Raw genomic sequence first — 15,385 nt, forward strand, 5'->3', positions numbered from 1 at the left:
AGCTTGAAGGCGTCGTCGTAAAAATTGTAGAGTTTGGACTGTTTGTCGAATTACCGGACGGATCGCAAGGGCTTATTCATATCTCCAAAGTCGGAGCCGGCGGCAAGCGGATCGCAAAAATAAGCGATCATTTCAAAGAGGGCGATCGTATTGTAGTTATTTTTGAGGGACAGGACGAGAGAAAAAAGATCGCGCTTAATTTGCGAGATAAGATCGCGCCTAACGCGACTTAAAACGCCCAACCAAACTAGCGGCGCGAGATCGCGATCTAATCATATAACCGTCGATCGCGAATCTAGATCGCCCGCTACATTTTTTGCGCAATTTCGCTTTGTCGCGATGCAAACCTATCGCTATAGGTTATTAGCGCAAAGCGCCTCAAAGAATAAGGCGGGACAGAGAGGCTAAAGCTCTTGATCGCCATTGCGATATTAACTCAGTAACGCCGTTATCGCCCCGCGTATAGATCGATCGCGCCTATCGTTTCGTTCTAATCGCCGCAAGATCGCCCTGCCCTCTAATTTGCCGCTTCGCGAGAAGCGATCTAAACGCTAACGCCGACAGAGCTTATCGAATAGGCGCTAAGACGCTTGGGCGCCTAGCGTTTCTTTTATTCGAGCGCGTTCGCCTATAAAACATCATCGCCCCGCTTACTCCAAACAACGCCATAGACAGAGACGATACGCACCACAAGGCTTTGCCTACCTCTCCGAAAAACTGCCCGCTATGCAGCGCGTAAATATTGGCTATAAACTTCTCGCCTAAAGTTTTATCGTCGTATAGCTCGTAAGATACGATCGCGCCGTCGTTAGGATCGATATTCAAGCGATTAAAACCCCCGTATTGCCGCTCAACGTAAAATATCTCGTATGGATCGCCCTCGAACGGGATTTCAATATAGTAATCGTAACTACCCTCTATAGCCTCTTTCGCCGCGTCGAACGCCTGTTGAAGCTCTTGCGGAGCGGCTTTCGCGTATGTTCGATCTTCCTCTTGCGCATAGACGGGCTTCTCTACTCACGCCAAGTCATACAGCATATCTCTATACCAATCATACGACCACCAAAGCCCCGTTAAACACATCGTCAAAACAAACAGGCAGGTATAAACGCCGACGACGCTATGGAGCTTATACCAAAAGCCGTAACCTTTTGCTTTCAGATCAAGTTTCATATTTCTTGAAAAATTATGCTTTAGCATTGGAATGTAGAAGTAAAGCCCCGTTATCGTCAAAACAATAATCGCTATAGTAGTAGCGGCGACTATATGTCTGCCCGTTGCGTTTTGCGCCTCAAAATCCAACGAAGTATGAAGCAAAACAATCGCCCAAAAGACACGCTCGGCTATAAAGCTATGCTCCGCTATATCGCCCGAATACATGTCGATATGATAAAACGAATATTTGCCGTCGTTAAACGTCGTAAATGTTAAACTCTTCAAATTATCGCCAAGAGTTAAACCTCTTATATACCTAATATCCGCGTCCGGTCGTTGCCGATAGAACCGCTCGCTTAACTCCCGCAAACTCAAAGGTTCGGCGTTTGGTTTATAGCGCGCGCGCAGATAACTCTCTTTTTCATAATTGGTTATAACGTCGGAATACGAATAGAGCGCGCCCGTTACGCCGATTATAACGATCGTAATACAAAACAGCAATCCAACTATTTTATGGATATTGCGCAACTGCCTCTTGAACGATTTAATTTTCATCTCCCGTTAAACTAGTTTGAACTCGTTCCTATGCGCCGCGCCCAATAAACGCATGGAGAGGGAAACGGCGTTTAATCGCTCTAGCGCATAGGAAAAAATCCAAAGTCGCCGCTTCCGCAACAAGAAGCGGCAAAAGGGCTAATACTCGTATTTCACATTAGCGTAGAACTGTCTGTCCATAGCGTAACCTTCAATGTTGCTCGAACTCGTCGAATAGCTGGCGTCGTTTTTACGATTTAGCAGGTTTAATACTTCAACGCCAAGCGTCAGTTTGTTTTCTCCATACTTCAGCGTATAATCAAGGTTTAGATCGACGTTAAAAATATCGCCGAAATGTTTGGATTCATACTCTTTAGTGGTTAAACCGTTGGAATCTTTCAATACGCTATCGCCAATATATTTATACCCGTCAACGCCTTTTTCATATCTAGCGTTTAATCCTAAACGCAAAAAGTCGCTAAGCGCCATATTATGCGCGTAGGTTATCACCCACGGGGCGTTATAATCGGGAGACGGCATCTCTTCGGCTTTTTTTAACGCGCCGTCATAGGTTACGTGCGTTCGAGAATATGACGGATCGTCGGCGCTTGAGAATCTTAACCCGTTCATATTGGTTTTCGCTTCAGAATTAGTAATGGATAACTCTGAAAAATGCCTTGTCGCGCCTAATTCATACTCTTTAGCGGCGCTAATGGTAACGCCCCAATAACTGCTTTTGCCGTCGTTGGTATTATAATACTCCCATAAGCCGGTAGTTACCGCGCTTTTTTGCGCTTGCTTTAGCTGATCTTTGTGCTCTCTATTTACAAAATCAAGCTTAAATAAAGTATCCCATTTTGCCAACGACGAACCTACGCTAAACTCGTCCGAATAGGGCGTTTCTATCCCATCTAGGCTATAAGTTTCATCTCCGCCCCAACCGGGAATAACAACTGTCGCCCACGGGGCGCTAGCGGCGCTTCTTCTGCGCGTATAAGAGCCGTATTCGTAAATGGAGTTGTAAAGCAACAACCCGCCGTAATATCTATTGTAACCGCCGTATAAGTTCCAAACCTTATCGTTGAAAATATCGGCGTTAGCGTATAGTCTTGGCGCTATATCGGTATTATCCGTAACCGTATCTGTAGAGACTCTAACTCCCGGGCGAATAGTAAAGCGATCGACGCCTATACTATCCTCAAAAAACAGAGCCGCCGTTGTATAGCTTTTTTTATTGTCGATCGGTTCATATACGTATAGCGTGCCAGCCCACTGCTCGCCGTCTATAATACCGTCCTCTTTGCTTCCCGTAACGCCCGCGTTGAGTCCGCCGCCGCACCATGAGCCGTCAATGTCGGCGCAGAAGTAATAGGCTTCGTCTCTTTTATATTGCGCTTTGCCAAACTCGGCTTCCGCGCCCGTTTTGATCAAATGGGTAAAAGCGCCTGATTTTATCTCGTCAAAATCAAGAACGCCTTTGTAGATGATAGCGCTTTCAAGAAACTTCTGATCGCCCGTATTACCTTCGCGCGTTCCCCAACCGTTAGAGGTATCCCAATTGGCGTATCCCAGCGTATGTATCCATAAATAATAGTAGTTTGTGTCGCTATCTGCGGCAAACTCGTCTTGTTTATACGCAAGCGTATTTTTAAGCGTAGCGAAATTAAGCGTATTTTTTACGTCCAAAGCGATATTTAATCCGCCGCCCTTTTGGTCGAAATCGCTGTTATATCTCGTTTCGGGATAATACATAGCGGCGGTATAAGGAGCGTATATAGCGGTTAAACTCGCCTCAAGGTTATCTATATTGCGCGTATTAAGCTTAACAAGATAATTATCGTTATCTCTATATTGCGTCCTATGCTCTTTATAGGTTGTCGTAGCCGAGCTGTTTATATCATATAACGACCAAAGCGGTATCTTTGAATGCTGTTTGCTATAGCTTAGCATTAAGCCTAAATGATCGCTTATGGGTCCGTCGGCGGCAATTGCGTATTCGTATTTATTAAACTCGGGCTGATAGCTAATATCGGTGGATTTATCGGTATTTTTCTGATCGTCGGTAAGATGAAACTGCGCCCAATCGTCTTTGGTATAGCGGTATTTAGCCATAAAATGCCATCTGTCCGTTCTAGCGTCCTTTAACTTTGCGTCGATTACGCCTCCCGTAAAGCCGCCGTATTCGGCTGAAATAGCTTGAGAGCGAACGACGACGCTTTCGAGCAAAGAGGGATCGATAAACAGCGATTGCGCCTCGCCCGACATGTTGCTCCAAACGTCTGCGTCAAGCCCGCCCGGGTTTAGGTTGTTGTTGTTGCTTACGCCGTTTATCATGAAATTATTTTCATAATGTTGAGCGCCATAAATAGATATTCTTGGAGGGGCGATCTCGCCGCCTGTCGCGGAACTTCTGAAATTTCTGGAAAATTGAACGCTGGAGTCGGATCGAAGGGAATCGGTTATAGAGCTACTAGGAGCAAAAGCCCCCCCCGCTCGTCGGTTATTAGAATTTCGCCCAGCTTCTGCGCGTCGGAACGATTCAGATCGCTCGCCGCCGCTTGATCGCCAATCGCTTGCGTCTGATCGCTGGCTATCTGATCGCTCCCCGCCTCATTAACCGCCAACCTTTGATCGCCGTCGCCAAGCGCGATCGTCTGCCCGCTCGCCGCCTCATTGACCGCTAACCTTTGTTCGCCGCCGCTAAAAACCAGCGTCTGATCGCCAATCGCCAACATTTGGCTACCGCTTATCTGATCGCCCGTCGCCGTTTGAGCCTTAACCCTTTGCGTCTGATTAAGGACTTGTTCGTCCGCTTGAGCGGATAAAAAGAGAGCCATAGAGAGAACTAAAGCTCTAGTTGCCGTTGATAACATCGGTTTGTCCTTTTTTTTGATTTGATGTTTTTGAAATTATCTATTCCGAACCTATCCCTAACGCTTCTCGCGATCCGTAAGAACCCAAAAGAACAAGAACCGCGTCCTTGTCCTCTCGATCTCCCCCGAACCGCTCTGCGCGCAAGGACATTTGATAGATAAAGTCAAAATCGTTTGCAATTCTAATACGCTTTCCTTAAATTATTATCTTGACGGCGCTGTTTTTTTGAGCGCAAATTGATTTTTTCAAGGTTTTTTATTGATTTTCGCTGTTTCTAACCTCGCGCAAATGGAGAACGGCGAAAAGCGCCGTAAGTTTGCCTTCGCTTTTACAAATCAAGATTAGGCGCGACATTTAATCCGTTTATGCGTGATATAATTCAGGTAAAGGAACTAAGAATGTCCATAATGAAGTTTGATACGTTTAACGTTATCAAAGAGTTGCAAGGCTACGGTTTTGAACCAAGACAAGCCGAAGGAGTTGTGGAAGCGCTAAAGAAGGCTACGGAAGCGGGAAGCGAAGATTTAGCTACAAAAGGCGATCTAGCTATGGTAAGAGGCGAAATTAAAGACCTTGACGCGAAGATCGACAAGGTAGAGCTTTCGCTAAGCGGCAAGATCGATACGCTAAGAGCCGAAATGACAAGCCTTAAATGGATACTTGGCGTTCTTACCGCCGCGGTCTTTTCGCTTGTAGCGAAAGCGTTTTTATTTCCTTAATCCTCGTTTTTAAATCCCGAATAGGTTTGTAACTTATTGTCCTTACGGCGCTTGAAAAACCAAAATCGTATAATGGCGCAAAGAGGAGGAACGCGAAATGAGCAAGACATTGGTAGCGTATTTTTCGGCAAGCGGCGTAACCGCTAAGGTAGCTAGGACGCTGGCTAAGGCGGCAAACGCCGACCTTTACGAAATCAAGCCGAAAACGCCATACGCGCAAGCCGATTTAAATTGGCAAGACGAGAAATCCCGTAGCGCCGTCGAGATGAATAACAAATCCTTCCGGCCGGCTATTGCCGATAAGAACGCAAACGTCGCCGCTTACGAGGTTGTATTCGTCGGCTTTCCGATTTGGTGGTATATCGCGCCGACTATCATCAACACGTTCCTTGAAAGTTATGACTTTGCCGAAAAGACCGTCGTGTTGTTTGCTACATCCGGCGGTAGCGGCTTTGGTAATACCGTAGAGAACTTGAGAGATAGCGTCCCCGCTTCGACCGTCGTCAAAGAGGGAAAACTCCTAAATGGCGAACAGACAAAGGAAGGCTTGGCGGCATGGGTCGCGAGTCTTAAAATTTAATACTTTTTTGACTATTTCTCGCGGCGGCGAAAAGAATATGCGCGTTTATATTGTTTTATAAGATTTTATAGTTTTTACCCATTCTATTCCCATTCGATTGTGGCGGGCGGTTTGGAACTTATATCATAAACGACGCGATTAACGCCGAGCGCCTCGTTAATAATTCTCGCGCTAATCGCTTCAAGCAGATCAAACGGCAGTTTGGCAAACGCCGCCGTCATGCCGTCGGCGCTCTCTACGGCGCGAACGGCGATCGCGTTGTCGTAGGTGCGGTTATCGCCCATCACGCCGACGCTTTGCACGTTAAGCAGCACGCAAAAACCCTGCCATATCTTGCGGTAATACCCGCTTTTTTTAAGCTCCTCAAGCAAGATCGCGTCGGCTTTTCTTAGCAACTCCAGACTTTCTCGCGTAATCTCGCCCATGATTCTGACGGCTAAACCTGGTCCGGGAAACGGGTGGCGGTAGATCATCTCTTCGGGCAAGCCAAGCTCCAAGCCAAGCGCTCTTACCTCGTCCTTGAAAAGCTCCCTCAAAGGCTCGATCAGCTCAAACTTCATAAAATCGGGCAGACCGCCCACATTGTGGTGGCTCTTGATCGTCTTAGACGGACCCTTAACGCTTACGCTCTCTATCACGTCGGGATAGAGCGTCCCTTGCGCCAAAAACGCTATGCCGCTATGTTTTTTAGCCTCCTCCTCAAAGACCTTTATAAACGTATGTCCGATAATTTTGCGCTTTTGCTCGGGATCGCGAACGCCTTTCAACGCGCTCAAAAAGACCTCCGAAGCCTCCGCGACAATCAGCGGGACCTTCAGCCGCTCGCTAAAAACCTCGCGCGTCTTTTGCGCTTCGTTTAGGCGCAAAAGCCCGTTATCGACAAAAACGGGAATCAGCCTATCGCCGATCGCGCGGTGCAAAAGCGCGGCTACGACCGAGCTATCCACGCCGCCGCTTAACGCGCAGAGAACCTTGCGATCGCCGACTTTCGCGCGCAAAGCGTCGATCTGCGTCTGCGCGAACGATCGCATAGACCAGTTGGCGCTTGCGCCGCATATATCGATCGCGAAAGCTCGTAATATATCCGCGCCGTAATCGGTGTGCGCCACTTCGGGGTGAAACTGAAGGGCGTATATGCGCCGCGATTCGTCGGCGATCGCCGCGTAGGGCGCGTTGCGCGAGGAGGCGAGCGCGACAAACCCTTCGGGCAGGCGCGTAACGCGATCGGCGTGGCTCATCCACACGATCTGCTCTTTTGGCGTTCCCAAAAAAAGCGGCGAGCTTTCCGCGATTATCTCCGCTTTGCCGTATTCGCTGGCGTTGGAGCGCGATACCTCGCCGCCAAGCAGATACGCGATCAGTTGCATGCCGTAGCAAACGCCCAAGATCGGAACGCCTAACTCCAAAACGGCTCTATCGATCAGATACGCGTCCTTATCATATACGCTAGCCGGACCGCCGCTCAATATAATCCCCTGCGGCTTTCGCGCCTCTATCTCCCCGATCGGCGTAGAAAACGGGACGATTTCGCAATATATCTTAGCCTCTCTAACGCGCCTGGCGATCAGTTGCGTATATTGCGATCCAAAGTCCAAAATTAAAATAGGCGTTTGGTTCAACAGGTCTCCTTTTTGATATGGCGCTTTACGCGAATTCGGTTTAATGTCCAGCTTACTATCCGTTATATAAATACAAAACCAATCTTTTGGCGGGGCATACGATAATCAAGCCTATTCGTCCGTAAGCGTAGTAAGAGCCTTCGCTATTGATAATCTCATTCGCCTCTTTTACGATCGCAGGGTCGATATAAATGCGGAAGCCGTAAACGCCAAGATAGTCGTCAATATCAAGGCGCCCCTCTTCATTGACTTTCCAGCTAAAATCGCTCGTCGGGCTTATCGGCGTTTGCCGCCATATTTCGTATTTGCCGCGCCAATCTCGATCGCGTTGATTTTTATTTGGCGGCATATTATTGAAAAACTCGATACCGCGCCGCTCTATCTCGTCCGCAACCTGTTTGGGAAGCGGGAACGCCCTGACGCCCGTTTCATTACCGCCCGGACCAAACCCCCATGATTCCTCTTTGCTATATGAAATGTCGGTTACATGTAAAGCGTCCGGAACAACGCTCAATTTGAAAGCGGCGTCTGGCAAGGCGCGTAGATCGGAGGTTCCAAAAACCGTAAAAAAGCCAATCGGCGGAACGGCTACGGACGCGACAAGTATTAACAAAAGCCAAAAGCGCGAAAACTTCATGTAAGCGAAGATGAGAGAAACGAGCGCCGCCGTTTGTATTAGTTGAACGCTAACGAGGGCGACGCTTAATTTGAAATCGCCAAAAACAACGAAGGAGCCGACCGCTAAAGCGGCTATAAGCGCGACAAGTATTAACAAAAGCCGAAAGCGCGAAAGCCTCATGTAAGCGAAAATGAGAGAAACGAGCGCCGCCGTTTGTATTAGTTGAACGCCAATGATGGCGACGCTTAATTTGAAATCGCCAAAAACAACGAAGGAGCCGACCGCTAAAGCGGCTATAAGCGCGACAAGTATTAACAAAAGCCAAAAGCGCGAAAGCTTCGTATATGCTAACGCGATAGCGGCGGCTACCACAACCGGCGCCAACGTTAGCATATAGAAAAAAGTCATGAAATAAGATATGACATATGACATTCGTCGACTCGATTCCTAAATTGCGGGGCGATCCTAACATAATCCGCTTTTGGCGGAACCGGCGCGGGCAGACCCGCGTTTTCCAACTCGCCCAAACCTTGAACGAGCGGATTCAAGTAGCGTCCGCGCCTTAAACGCGCAAACGGCGATTAAAGCGCAAGTTAGCAGTCTTTGGGCGGCTTTCGCGCCTCTACTCCTAGATCGGCGTAGAAAACGGGACGATTTCGCAATATATTTTAGCCTCTCTAACGCGCCTGGCGATCAGTTGCGTATATTGCGATCCAAAGTCCAAAATTAAAATAGGCGTTTGGTTCAACGGGTCTCCTTTGTGATATGGCGCTTTACGCGAATTAGGTTTAATGTTCGGCTTGCTATCCGTTATATAAATACAAAACCAATCTTTTGGCGGGGCATACGATAATCAAGCCTGTTCGTCCGTAAGCGTAGTAAGAGCCTTCGCTATTGATAATCTCGTTCGCCTCTTTTACGATCGTCGGGGCGACGTCGATGCAAAACCCGTAAGCGCAAATATAGTCGTAAATATCGAGAAGCCCCGTTTTTTCATTCGTTTTCCACCAGTTGCTTATTGGCGTTTGTCGCCACTCTCCGTATATTCCGCGCCAATCTCGACGAGTTCGATTTGGCGGCATATTATTGAAAAACTCGATACCGCGCCGCTCTATCTCGTTTGCGACCTGTTTGGGAAGTTGGAACGTCCTGATACCAGCTTCATTGCCGCCCGGACCAAACCCCCATGACTCCTCTTGGCTATACGTCATAACGTTTACATGGAGAGCGTCTGGAACGACGCTCAGCTTGAAGCTCGTAAGGACCATTAAAAAGACGAATATAGGGGCGATCGCGAGCGCCAAAAATGGCGTCGCAAATCGAGAGCTGGAAAGTTTCATATACGCGAATACAAAAGCGGCGGTCGCTATAGTAGGCGTTAGTAGAAAACCGACGATTACGGCGGACATAACGCTCATCTTGAAATCTCTAGTAACGATAAAAGCGCCAACCGTAGCGCAGATCATAGGGACGGTTACGATCGCGAAACATATTAACCTAAACCAAAAGCGCGAAAGTTTCTTACGCGCGAATACAAGAGCGGCGGTTACCGTAGCCGGTATCAACAGAAAAACAATAAGTATTAAGTATGCCATTAGAGCGCCAATATTAGGGCAAATAGCGCGAAGTTGAAGTCTAGCATTTATCCTCCGGTCTCAAAATTGCGGGGTAATCCTAACATAATACGATTTTGACGAAATTGCGCGGCGGATGACCGCGCCTTAAACGCGAAAACGGGGATTAAAGCGCAAATTAGCCAACTTTAGGCGCCCGCGGCGAATGTCGTTTCAGGCGGCTTCCTCGCCGATATAATGCGCGCCGACGCTGGTTTTTGCCTCGATCGCGCGCGAAACGACGGCTCGCGCCGTTATAAGCGATCGCCGCGTCAAAAGCCCGATCTCTCTGTCGGCAAGCTCGTCTAAAATAGCGGCGGCTTTGTTCAGCGATCCGCTCTCGCGGACGACGCCCGCGTAGCTCCAAAGCGTTTTTTTGATTGTATTCAAAACCTCCGCGTCCTCTTTTTGCGAAAGCGGCTCTTTGATCGTCTCAAACTCGACGCTTTTCGCGCCGCCCTGATCGCTGGTAATCGACTCGGCGGCGACAGCGCCAAAAACCAACGCCTCTAAAAGGCTATTGCTCGCCAGCCTATTCGCGCCGTGCGCGCCGTTCATAGCCGCTTCGCCAATCGCGTAAAGCCCCTCTACGCCAAAAACCCTCGCCTCTTTATCGACGGCGATCCCGCCCATCGCGTAGTGAAAAGCGGGCGAAATCGGCGCTTTGCTAAACGGCGGTTTTAGCCCAAACTCGATCAGCCGCCGCCGCGCGGCGGGAAAACGCTCGGCGAAATAGTCGTTATCAAAGCCGCTTAGATCCAAATACGCGCGCCGCTTAGATTTAATATGCATAAATATGGCGCGGGAGACCTGATCGCGCGGGGAAAGCTCGTTCGCGCCGTAATCTTCCAAAAAGCGCCGATCTCTATCGTCGATAATAGTCGCGCCTTCGCCGCGAAGCGCTTCGCTTAACAGCGGCTTGCTACCCGCGCCGACGCAATCGAGAGCGGTGGGGTGAAACTGCGTGAAGTGCATATCCGCCAGCCTGCAGCCGCGAAAAGCGGCGATTCCGTGCAGCTCGCCCAAAATAGCGGGCGGATTGGTGGTAACCTCGTATAACGCGCCGAAACCGCCGCTCGCGATAATCGTCCGACGCGCGTAGATATTCTCCCGTTTGCCCTCTCTAGCGATCGTCGCGCCGTAACAGCGCCCCTCTTTAATCAGCAGGTCTATTATGTCGCCAAACGCGATCGGGTAGCGCAGGCGTTCCATTAGAAACGATCGTATCCGCGCGCCCGTCTGATCGCCGCTAGATCGCAAAATACGCGCTCTCGCGTGAGCCGCCTCGTTCGCGCGAAGCAGCGCGCCGTTTTCGTCGCGATCGAGCGGCGCGCCCATTTTGATCAGCCTTTCGGTTAGCAGGTAGCCTTCGGATACCAGCTTTCTTACGACCGCCTCGTCGCAACGTCCCGCGCCCGCCTTCAAGGTGTCGGCGATATGGCTTTCTATGTCGTTTTGATCGATCGCGCAGGCGATTCCTCCCTGCGCGAACTCCGTGCCGCAACCAAGCTCCGGCGGCTTTGAAACCAAAAGCGCGCGGACGTTTTCGGGCAGGAAAAGCGCCGCGCTTAACGCCGCCGCGCCGCTTCCAATAATTAAAGCGTCAATTTGCGCCAACGACCAACGCCTCCTCAGACCAAAACGGCGCGCCCTGCTTCGCGCACCCGCACAGCAAAATAAGGGCTAAAATAACGATATGAAAAACGGCGAAGCGATTATTCATAAACTTTTCGGCTCCAATTCAAGGTATAAAAACCAACGTATTATCCGCGCCCTTATCGCCCCGTTTCCGCCGATAATGCGCCAAGCGTTGCGGCGGGGCTACATTAGCGGCGACACTCTTGTTTTGACTCTATCTAGCCAAGCGATGAAGGCTGAATATTATATCAAACGCGATCAGATCAGGGCGTTTTTCAAGGCGCTAAAGCGCGAAACGTCAATATGCGACGGCGTAGAGATCAACAACTTCAAATTTTATGTCGATCGCAAGACAGACCTAATCGCCGCGGAGCCTGCCGATCTTATCTACGAGGAGCGCGCCGTCGGACGATTTGAGAACCGCTGCCAAAACCGCGTCGTATTTGAGGCGATCGAAAGCATTCGCGCTGTTATACGCTCGCGCGCTCTAGCTTGAGGCGATCAAACATAACGTAGAAAAGAATCTTTGCCGTCAGATAGACAAAGATAAAGCTAAATACCACGTCGCTGAAAAAATGCCCGCCCTGCGCGATCCTAGCAAAGCCTATCAAAGAGCCGTAAAGAACCGCGAAAACAAAAACCGCCCTCGACGCGCCGCCTTTAAGAACCATAGCCGCCGAAACAAAATAGAAGCCTACCGTCGCGTGTCCGCTAGAAAACGAGCAGTTTTTTTCGCACTCGTTGGCGATCGTCATCGGCGGCGTAAATCGCTTATCCCCGCCAAACTCGACGATCTGGGACGGACGGGCGCGTCCGAATTGATCCTTAAAAAGCGTATTGACGATCAGCCCCGCTCCAAGCGCGTAACTCAAAACCAAAAAGATCAGCAGATAGCGCCGCGCGTAGAAAAATCCCGCCTCGCCGCCTCGCCTCATGCGAGCGCCCCATATCGCTCCAAGCGCGGCGGCAAAACAGCAAGAGACGAAAAACGCCGTCCCCAACGGCGCGTAATCGTATAAAAACCGCAAAAAAGGGTTGGTTTTCCAGCGCCAAACGCCGTTTTCGTAGAAAAACGAGCTTACCCAAATATCCGCGTAGGGAAACGATATTAAAAATAGCGCGACGACGACGGCGCCGCTCCAAAACCGCCAAGAAACGCCCAAAAACATACAAAACCTCGCAAATATAAAGTCGGCAGTGTAGCATTATGAGTTTAGAAAGGACTCGAAGGCTTAGATGAAATCCCTTGAGGCGACCATAAAGCGGCTGCCGCCAAGCGCGGGCGTGTATCAGTATTTAGACCAAAACGGGCGGTTGCTCTACGTCGGCAAGGCGAAAAATCTCAAAAACCGCGTAAAGCAGTATTTTGCTTTCACGCCGACGCTCGCGCCCGATCCGCGCCTAAGCGCGAGGATAGCCAAAATGATCGGCGAAACGCGCTTTTTGGAGTATATCGTCGTGGAGAGCGAAAGCGACGCGCTTATACTTGAAAATTCGCTGATCAAACAGCTTAAACCAAAATACAACATATTGCTTCGCGACGATAAAACCTATCCGTATATATATGTAGATTTAGCGTTAGATTTTCCGCGCTTCGAGATCACTCGCAAAGTGATCGCGCAAAAAAACGTAAAGTATTTCGGACCCTTTGCAAGCTCGGTTAGAGATATATACGACGCGCTCTATTCGATCTTTCCCCTCGCGCAAAAACGAAGTTGCCTTAAAGAAAAAAAAGCCTGTCTATTTTATCAGATCGGCAGATGTTCCGCGCCGTGCGAAGGACTGATAGACAAAGTTTCATATCGCGCCATGATCGACGAAGCCGCGCTACTTATCAACCACAAGGAGAGACTGGCTAAAGCGCTGGAATCAAAGATGATCGCATACGCGCAAGCGGAACATTACGAGGAGGCGGCGAAAATACGCGATCAGATACGCGGTATTTTATCGGCGGCTACGCTAAGCGGAGTCGATCTGGCTAGAAAAGAGAACTTTGACGTTTTGGCGCTAAGCGATCAGGGATCGAGCGCGGCGGCGGTGCGGCTGTTTATCCGCGAAGGAAAAATCATATCAAGCTCCGCTCAAAGTTTTAGATTTTCGCAAGGTTACGACGAAGACGAAGCGTATAAGCGATCGTTTATCTCGTTTTATCTACCCGATATTCCCGTTACCGCGACGACGATCTACGTCGCTAAGCGTTTTGCCGAAGCGGACGCGATTGTCGAATGGTTAAATAACGCGTATAAACGAAGTTTTGAAATAATAGTTCCTAAAATCGGCGCGAAAAAAGCGCTTGTCGATCTGGCGATTAAAAACGCGAAAGAGCTATTAAAAAAAGACGCGCAAAACTTGTCGATAGAAACAGCTGTAAAAGAGTTGTTAAAACTTGAAAATACGCCTAAACGATTGGAGATTTTCGACAACTCGCATATAATGGGCGAAGCGCCCGTTGGCGCGATGGTCGTTTTTGATAATAACGAGTGGGTAAAGAGCGACTATAGGCATTACAATTTAACCGCGAAAAACGAGTATGAGCAGATGTTGGAAACATTGAGCAAGAGAGCCGAAAAGTTTGGCGAAAACCCGCCGCCCGACTGCTGGGTGATCGACGGCGGCGAAACGTTAAGAAAATTAGCGCTAAACGTGCTTAGTAGCGTCGGCGTGAAAATCGACGTAGCGGCGATCGGCAAAGAAAAACTCGACGGCAAAACCCGCCGCGCCAAGGGCGCGACAAAGGACATACTATACGCGAACGAGGAAGCGTTTAGACTAGAGGCAAGCGACAAACGTCTGCATTTTTTTCAAAAACTGCGCGACGAGGCGCACCGCTTCGCGATCGCTTTTCACCGCAAGCAAAAACGAAAAGCCGACGCTAAACTAAAAATACTGAAGGTAAAAGGCGTAGGCGAGGCGACGTTAAAACGGCTAATTCAAGTTTTCGGATCGTTTGAGGCGATCGAAAACGCAAGTTACGACGAAATTGCTAAGGCGGCGGGGCAAAAAGCGGCGAACGCGCTAAAGGGAGGCAATGAAAGTCGTTGAGATTTTTCGCTCTATCGAAGGCGAAGGCGCTTTAATAGGACAGGCTACGACCTTTATCCGCCTTTTTGGTTGTAATATGCGTTGCTTTTGGTGCGACAGCGCATATTCATACGAAGGCGAATATAAAGAGATCGCTATTGAAGCGATCGCGGCAAAAGCGGCGCTGTTGGGCGGCGCGGTTTTCAGCGTAACGGGCGGCGAGCCGTTTATTCATAGCGAGCTTGGCGCGCTATGCGACGCGTTATTAAAGTTAAACAAAAAAGTTAAAATAGAGACTAATGGAACGCTCTGGCAAGAGATAGACAAGCGCGTTTATATCGTCGTTTCGCCAAAACCGCCGAAATATGAGATTTGCGAACCTATCGCGCAAAGGTTAAACGAGCTAAAGTTTGTCGCGGACGACGATCTTAAAATCGAAACGCTAATGCGAGAGCCGTTTCTATCCGCCTATAAACGCGGAGCGATCGCGACGCTGCAGCTTGAATCCAATAAATCCCAATCGCTTAAACGCGCTTTGGCGCTACAAAACGAGGCGCTCTCCTCGGGCGGGATTTTTCGCGTTTTACCGCAACTTCATAAACTGCTTGATCTGCCGTAGATATTCTGGCGCGGTTTTATAAAAACCGCTAAAAAATTATTTATTATATGCTAAACGCAACCTCTTGCAAATCGCCGCGAAAGCGCGATTAAAACTAGCGCGGTTATTATTGGCTTAGCAGCGAAGAATATTTTCATTTTGATACCCGTAACAGATGAAACCGACAAGTTACAACCGCGCTAAAATAAAACCGCTAACCTTAACGCAAACTCAATCGGCTTTCGCTCGTAAAATCATCATTTCCGCCTCTCTCGTCATACCCGCGAAAACGAGTATTCGTCTCGGCGTAAACTTTAAAAAAAGATAAAATTGGCGACTTGTTATTCCCGCGTAGCTCGTCATACCGCGAAGCTCGCATGCGGATAGGAGCGGGCGCTTCGCGGGAATAACGGAA

General features: G+C 49.1%; 13 protein-coding genes and 2 pseudogenes. 6 read left to right on the forward strand and 9 right to left on the reverse strand.

Features of this window, described 5'->3' with window-relative positions; all coding sequences use genetic code 11:
* Positions 1-233 (forward strand): S1 RNA-binding domain-containing protein (locus LBF86_07030; GenBank protein ID MDR0665256.1); only part of this gene is annotated, 233 nt, incomplete at its 5' end.
* 334 nt (positions 234-567) lie between these two features.
* Here LBF86_07030 and LBF86_07035 read toward each other — a convergent pair.
* The 3 genes and pseudogenes from LBF86_07035 to LBF86_07045 all read right to left on the reverse strand — a co-directional run bounded on the left by LBF86_07035 (position 568) and on the right by LBF86_07045 (position 4,562).
* Positions 568-1,710: pseudogene (locus tag LBF86_07035) on the reverse strand (PepSY domain-containing protein).
* Between the two features lie 138 nt (positions 1,711-1,848).
* On the reverse strand, positions 1,849-4,152 hold the full coding sequence (locus LBF86_07040) for a TonB-dependent receptor plug domain-containing protein (protein MDR0665257.1): 2,304 nt from the start codon (positions 4,150-4,152) through the stop codon (positions 1,849-1,851).
* Complete coding sequence (locus LBF86_07045) at positions 4,149-4,562, reverse strand: hypothetical protein (GenBank protein MDR0665258.1); 414 nt, start codon at positions 4,560-4,562, stop codon at positions 4,149-4,151. Before LBF86_07045 ends, LBF86_07040 begins: the two co-directional genes overlap by 4 nt.
* Positions 4,563-4,961: 399 nt before the next feature.
* Between LBF86_07045 and LBF86_07050 the strand changes: the two genes are divergently transcribed.
* Together LBF86_07050 and LBF86_07055 are read left to right on the forward strand one after the other, a co-directional pair.
* On the forward strand, positions 4,962-5,282 hold the full coding sequence (locus LBF86_07050; GenBank protein MDR0665259.1) for a CCDC90 family protein: 321 nt from the start codon (positions 4,962-4,964) through the stop codon (positions 5,280-5,282).
* A 97-nt stretch (positions 5,283-5,379) separates the two neighbouring features.
* The gene (locus tag LBF86_07055) at positions 5,380-5,862 is read left to right on the forward strand and encodes an NAD(P)H-dependent oxidoreductase (protein MDR0665260.1); all 483 of its coding nucleotides are present in this window, start codon (positions 5,380-5,382) and stop codon (positions 5,860-5,862) included.
* A gap of 83 nt (positions 5,863-5,945) precedes the next feature.
* On the opposite strand, the gene guaA is transcribed toward LBF86_07055, so the two are convergent.
* The 5 genes and pseudogenes from guaA to LBF86_07080 form a co-directional block, all read right to left on the reverse strand.
* Positions 5,946-7,481, reverse strand: a complete 1,536-nt coding sequence (gene guaA / locus LBF86_07060; protein MDR0665261.1) for a glutamine-hydrolyzing GMP synthase — start codon at positions 7,479-7,481, stop codon at positions 5,946-5,948.
* A 55-nt stretch (positions 7,482-7,536) separates the two neighbouring features.
* Positions 7,537-8,472: a hypothetical protein gene (locus tag LBF86_07065; protein MDR0665262.1), complete on the reverse strand. Its 936-nt coding sequence runs from the start codon at positions 8,470-8,472 to the stop codon at positions 7,537-7,539.
* Between the two features lie 271 nt (positions 8,473-8,743).
* Positions 8,744-8,833, reverse strand: a pseudogene (locus LBF86_07070) (GMP synthase).
* A gap of 70 nt (positions 8,834-8,903) precedes the next feature.
* Complete coding sequence (locus LBF86_07075; protein MDR0665263.1) at positions 8,904-9,695, reverse strand: hypothetical protein; 792 nt, start codon at positions 9,693-9,695, stop codon at positions 8,904-8,906.
* 192 nt (positions 9,696-9,887) lie between these two features.
* Positions 9,888-11,330, reverse strand: coding sequence for an FAD-binding protein (locus LBF86_07080; protein ID MDR0665264.1), 1,443 nt, complete (start codon positions 11,328-11,330; stop codon positions 9,888-9,890).
* A gap of 79 nt (positions 11,331-11,409) precedes the next feature.
* Between LBF86_07080 and LBF86_07085 the strand changes: the two genes are divergently transcribed.
* Positions 11,410-11,847 (forward strand): hypothetical protein, encoded by a 438-nt coding sequence (locus tag LBF86_07085; protein ID MDR0665265.1) that lies wholly within the window; start codon positions 11,410-11,412, stop codon positions 11,845-11,847.
* Here LBF86_07085 and LBF86_07090 read toward each other — a convergent pair.
* Complete coding sequence (locus tag LBF86_07090; GenBank protein ID MDR0665266.1) at positions 11,822-12,520, reverse strand: phosphatase PAP2 family protein; 699 nt, start codon at positions 12,518-12,520, stop codon at positions 11,822-11,824. The genes LBF86_07085 and LBF86_07090 overlap by 26 nt on opposite strands.
* Before the next feature lie 67 nt (positions 12,521-12,587).
* On the opposite strand from LBF86_07090, the gene uvrC reads away from it, so the two are divergent.
* Both uvrC and LBF86_07100 read left to right on the forward strand, forming a co-directional pair.
* Entirely contained in the window at positions 12,588-14,393 is a 1,806-nt protein-coding gene (uvrC, locus tag LBF86_07095; protein ID MDR0665267.1) for an excinuclease ABC subunit UvrC, read from the forward strand.
* Positions 14,380-14,991, forward strand: coding sequence for a 7-carboxy-7-deazaguanine synthase QueE (locus LBF86_07100; GenBank protein MDR0665268.1), 612 nt, complete (start codon positions 14,380-14,382; stop codon positions 14,989-14,991). The genes uvrC and LBF86_07100 overlap by 14 nt, the downstream gene beginning before the upstream one ends.
* The last annotated feature ends 394 nt before the right edge of the window (positions 14,992-15,385 follow it).

The organism is Helicobacteraceae bacterium, from assembly GCA_031258155.1.
In the GTDB taxonomy this organism is placed as follows: domain Bacteria; phylum Campylobacterota; class Campylobacteria; order Campylobacterales; family SZUA-545; genus JAIRNH01.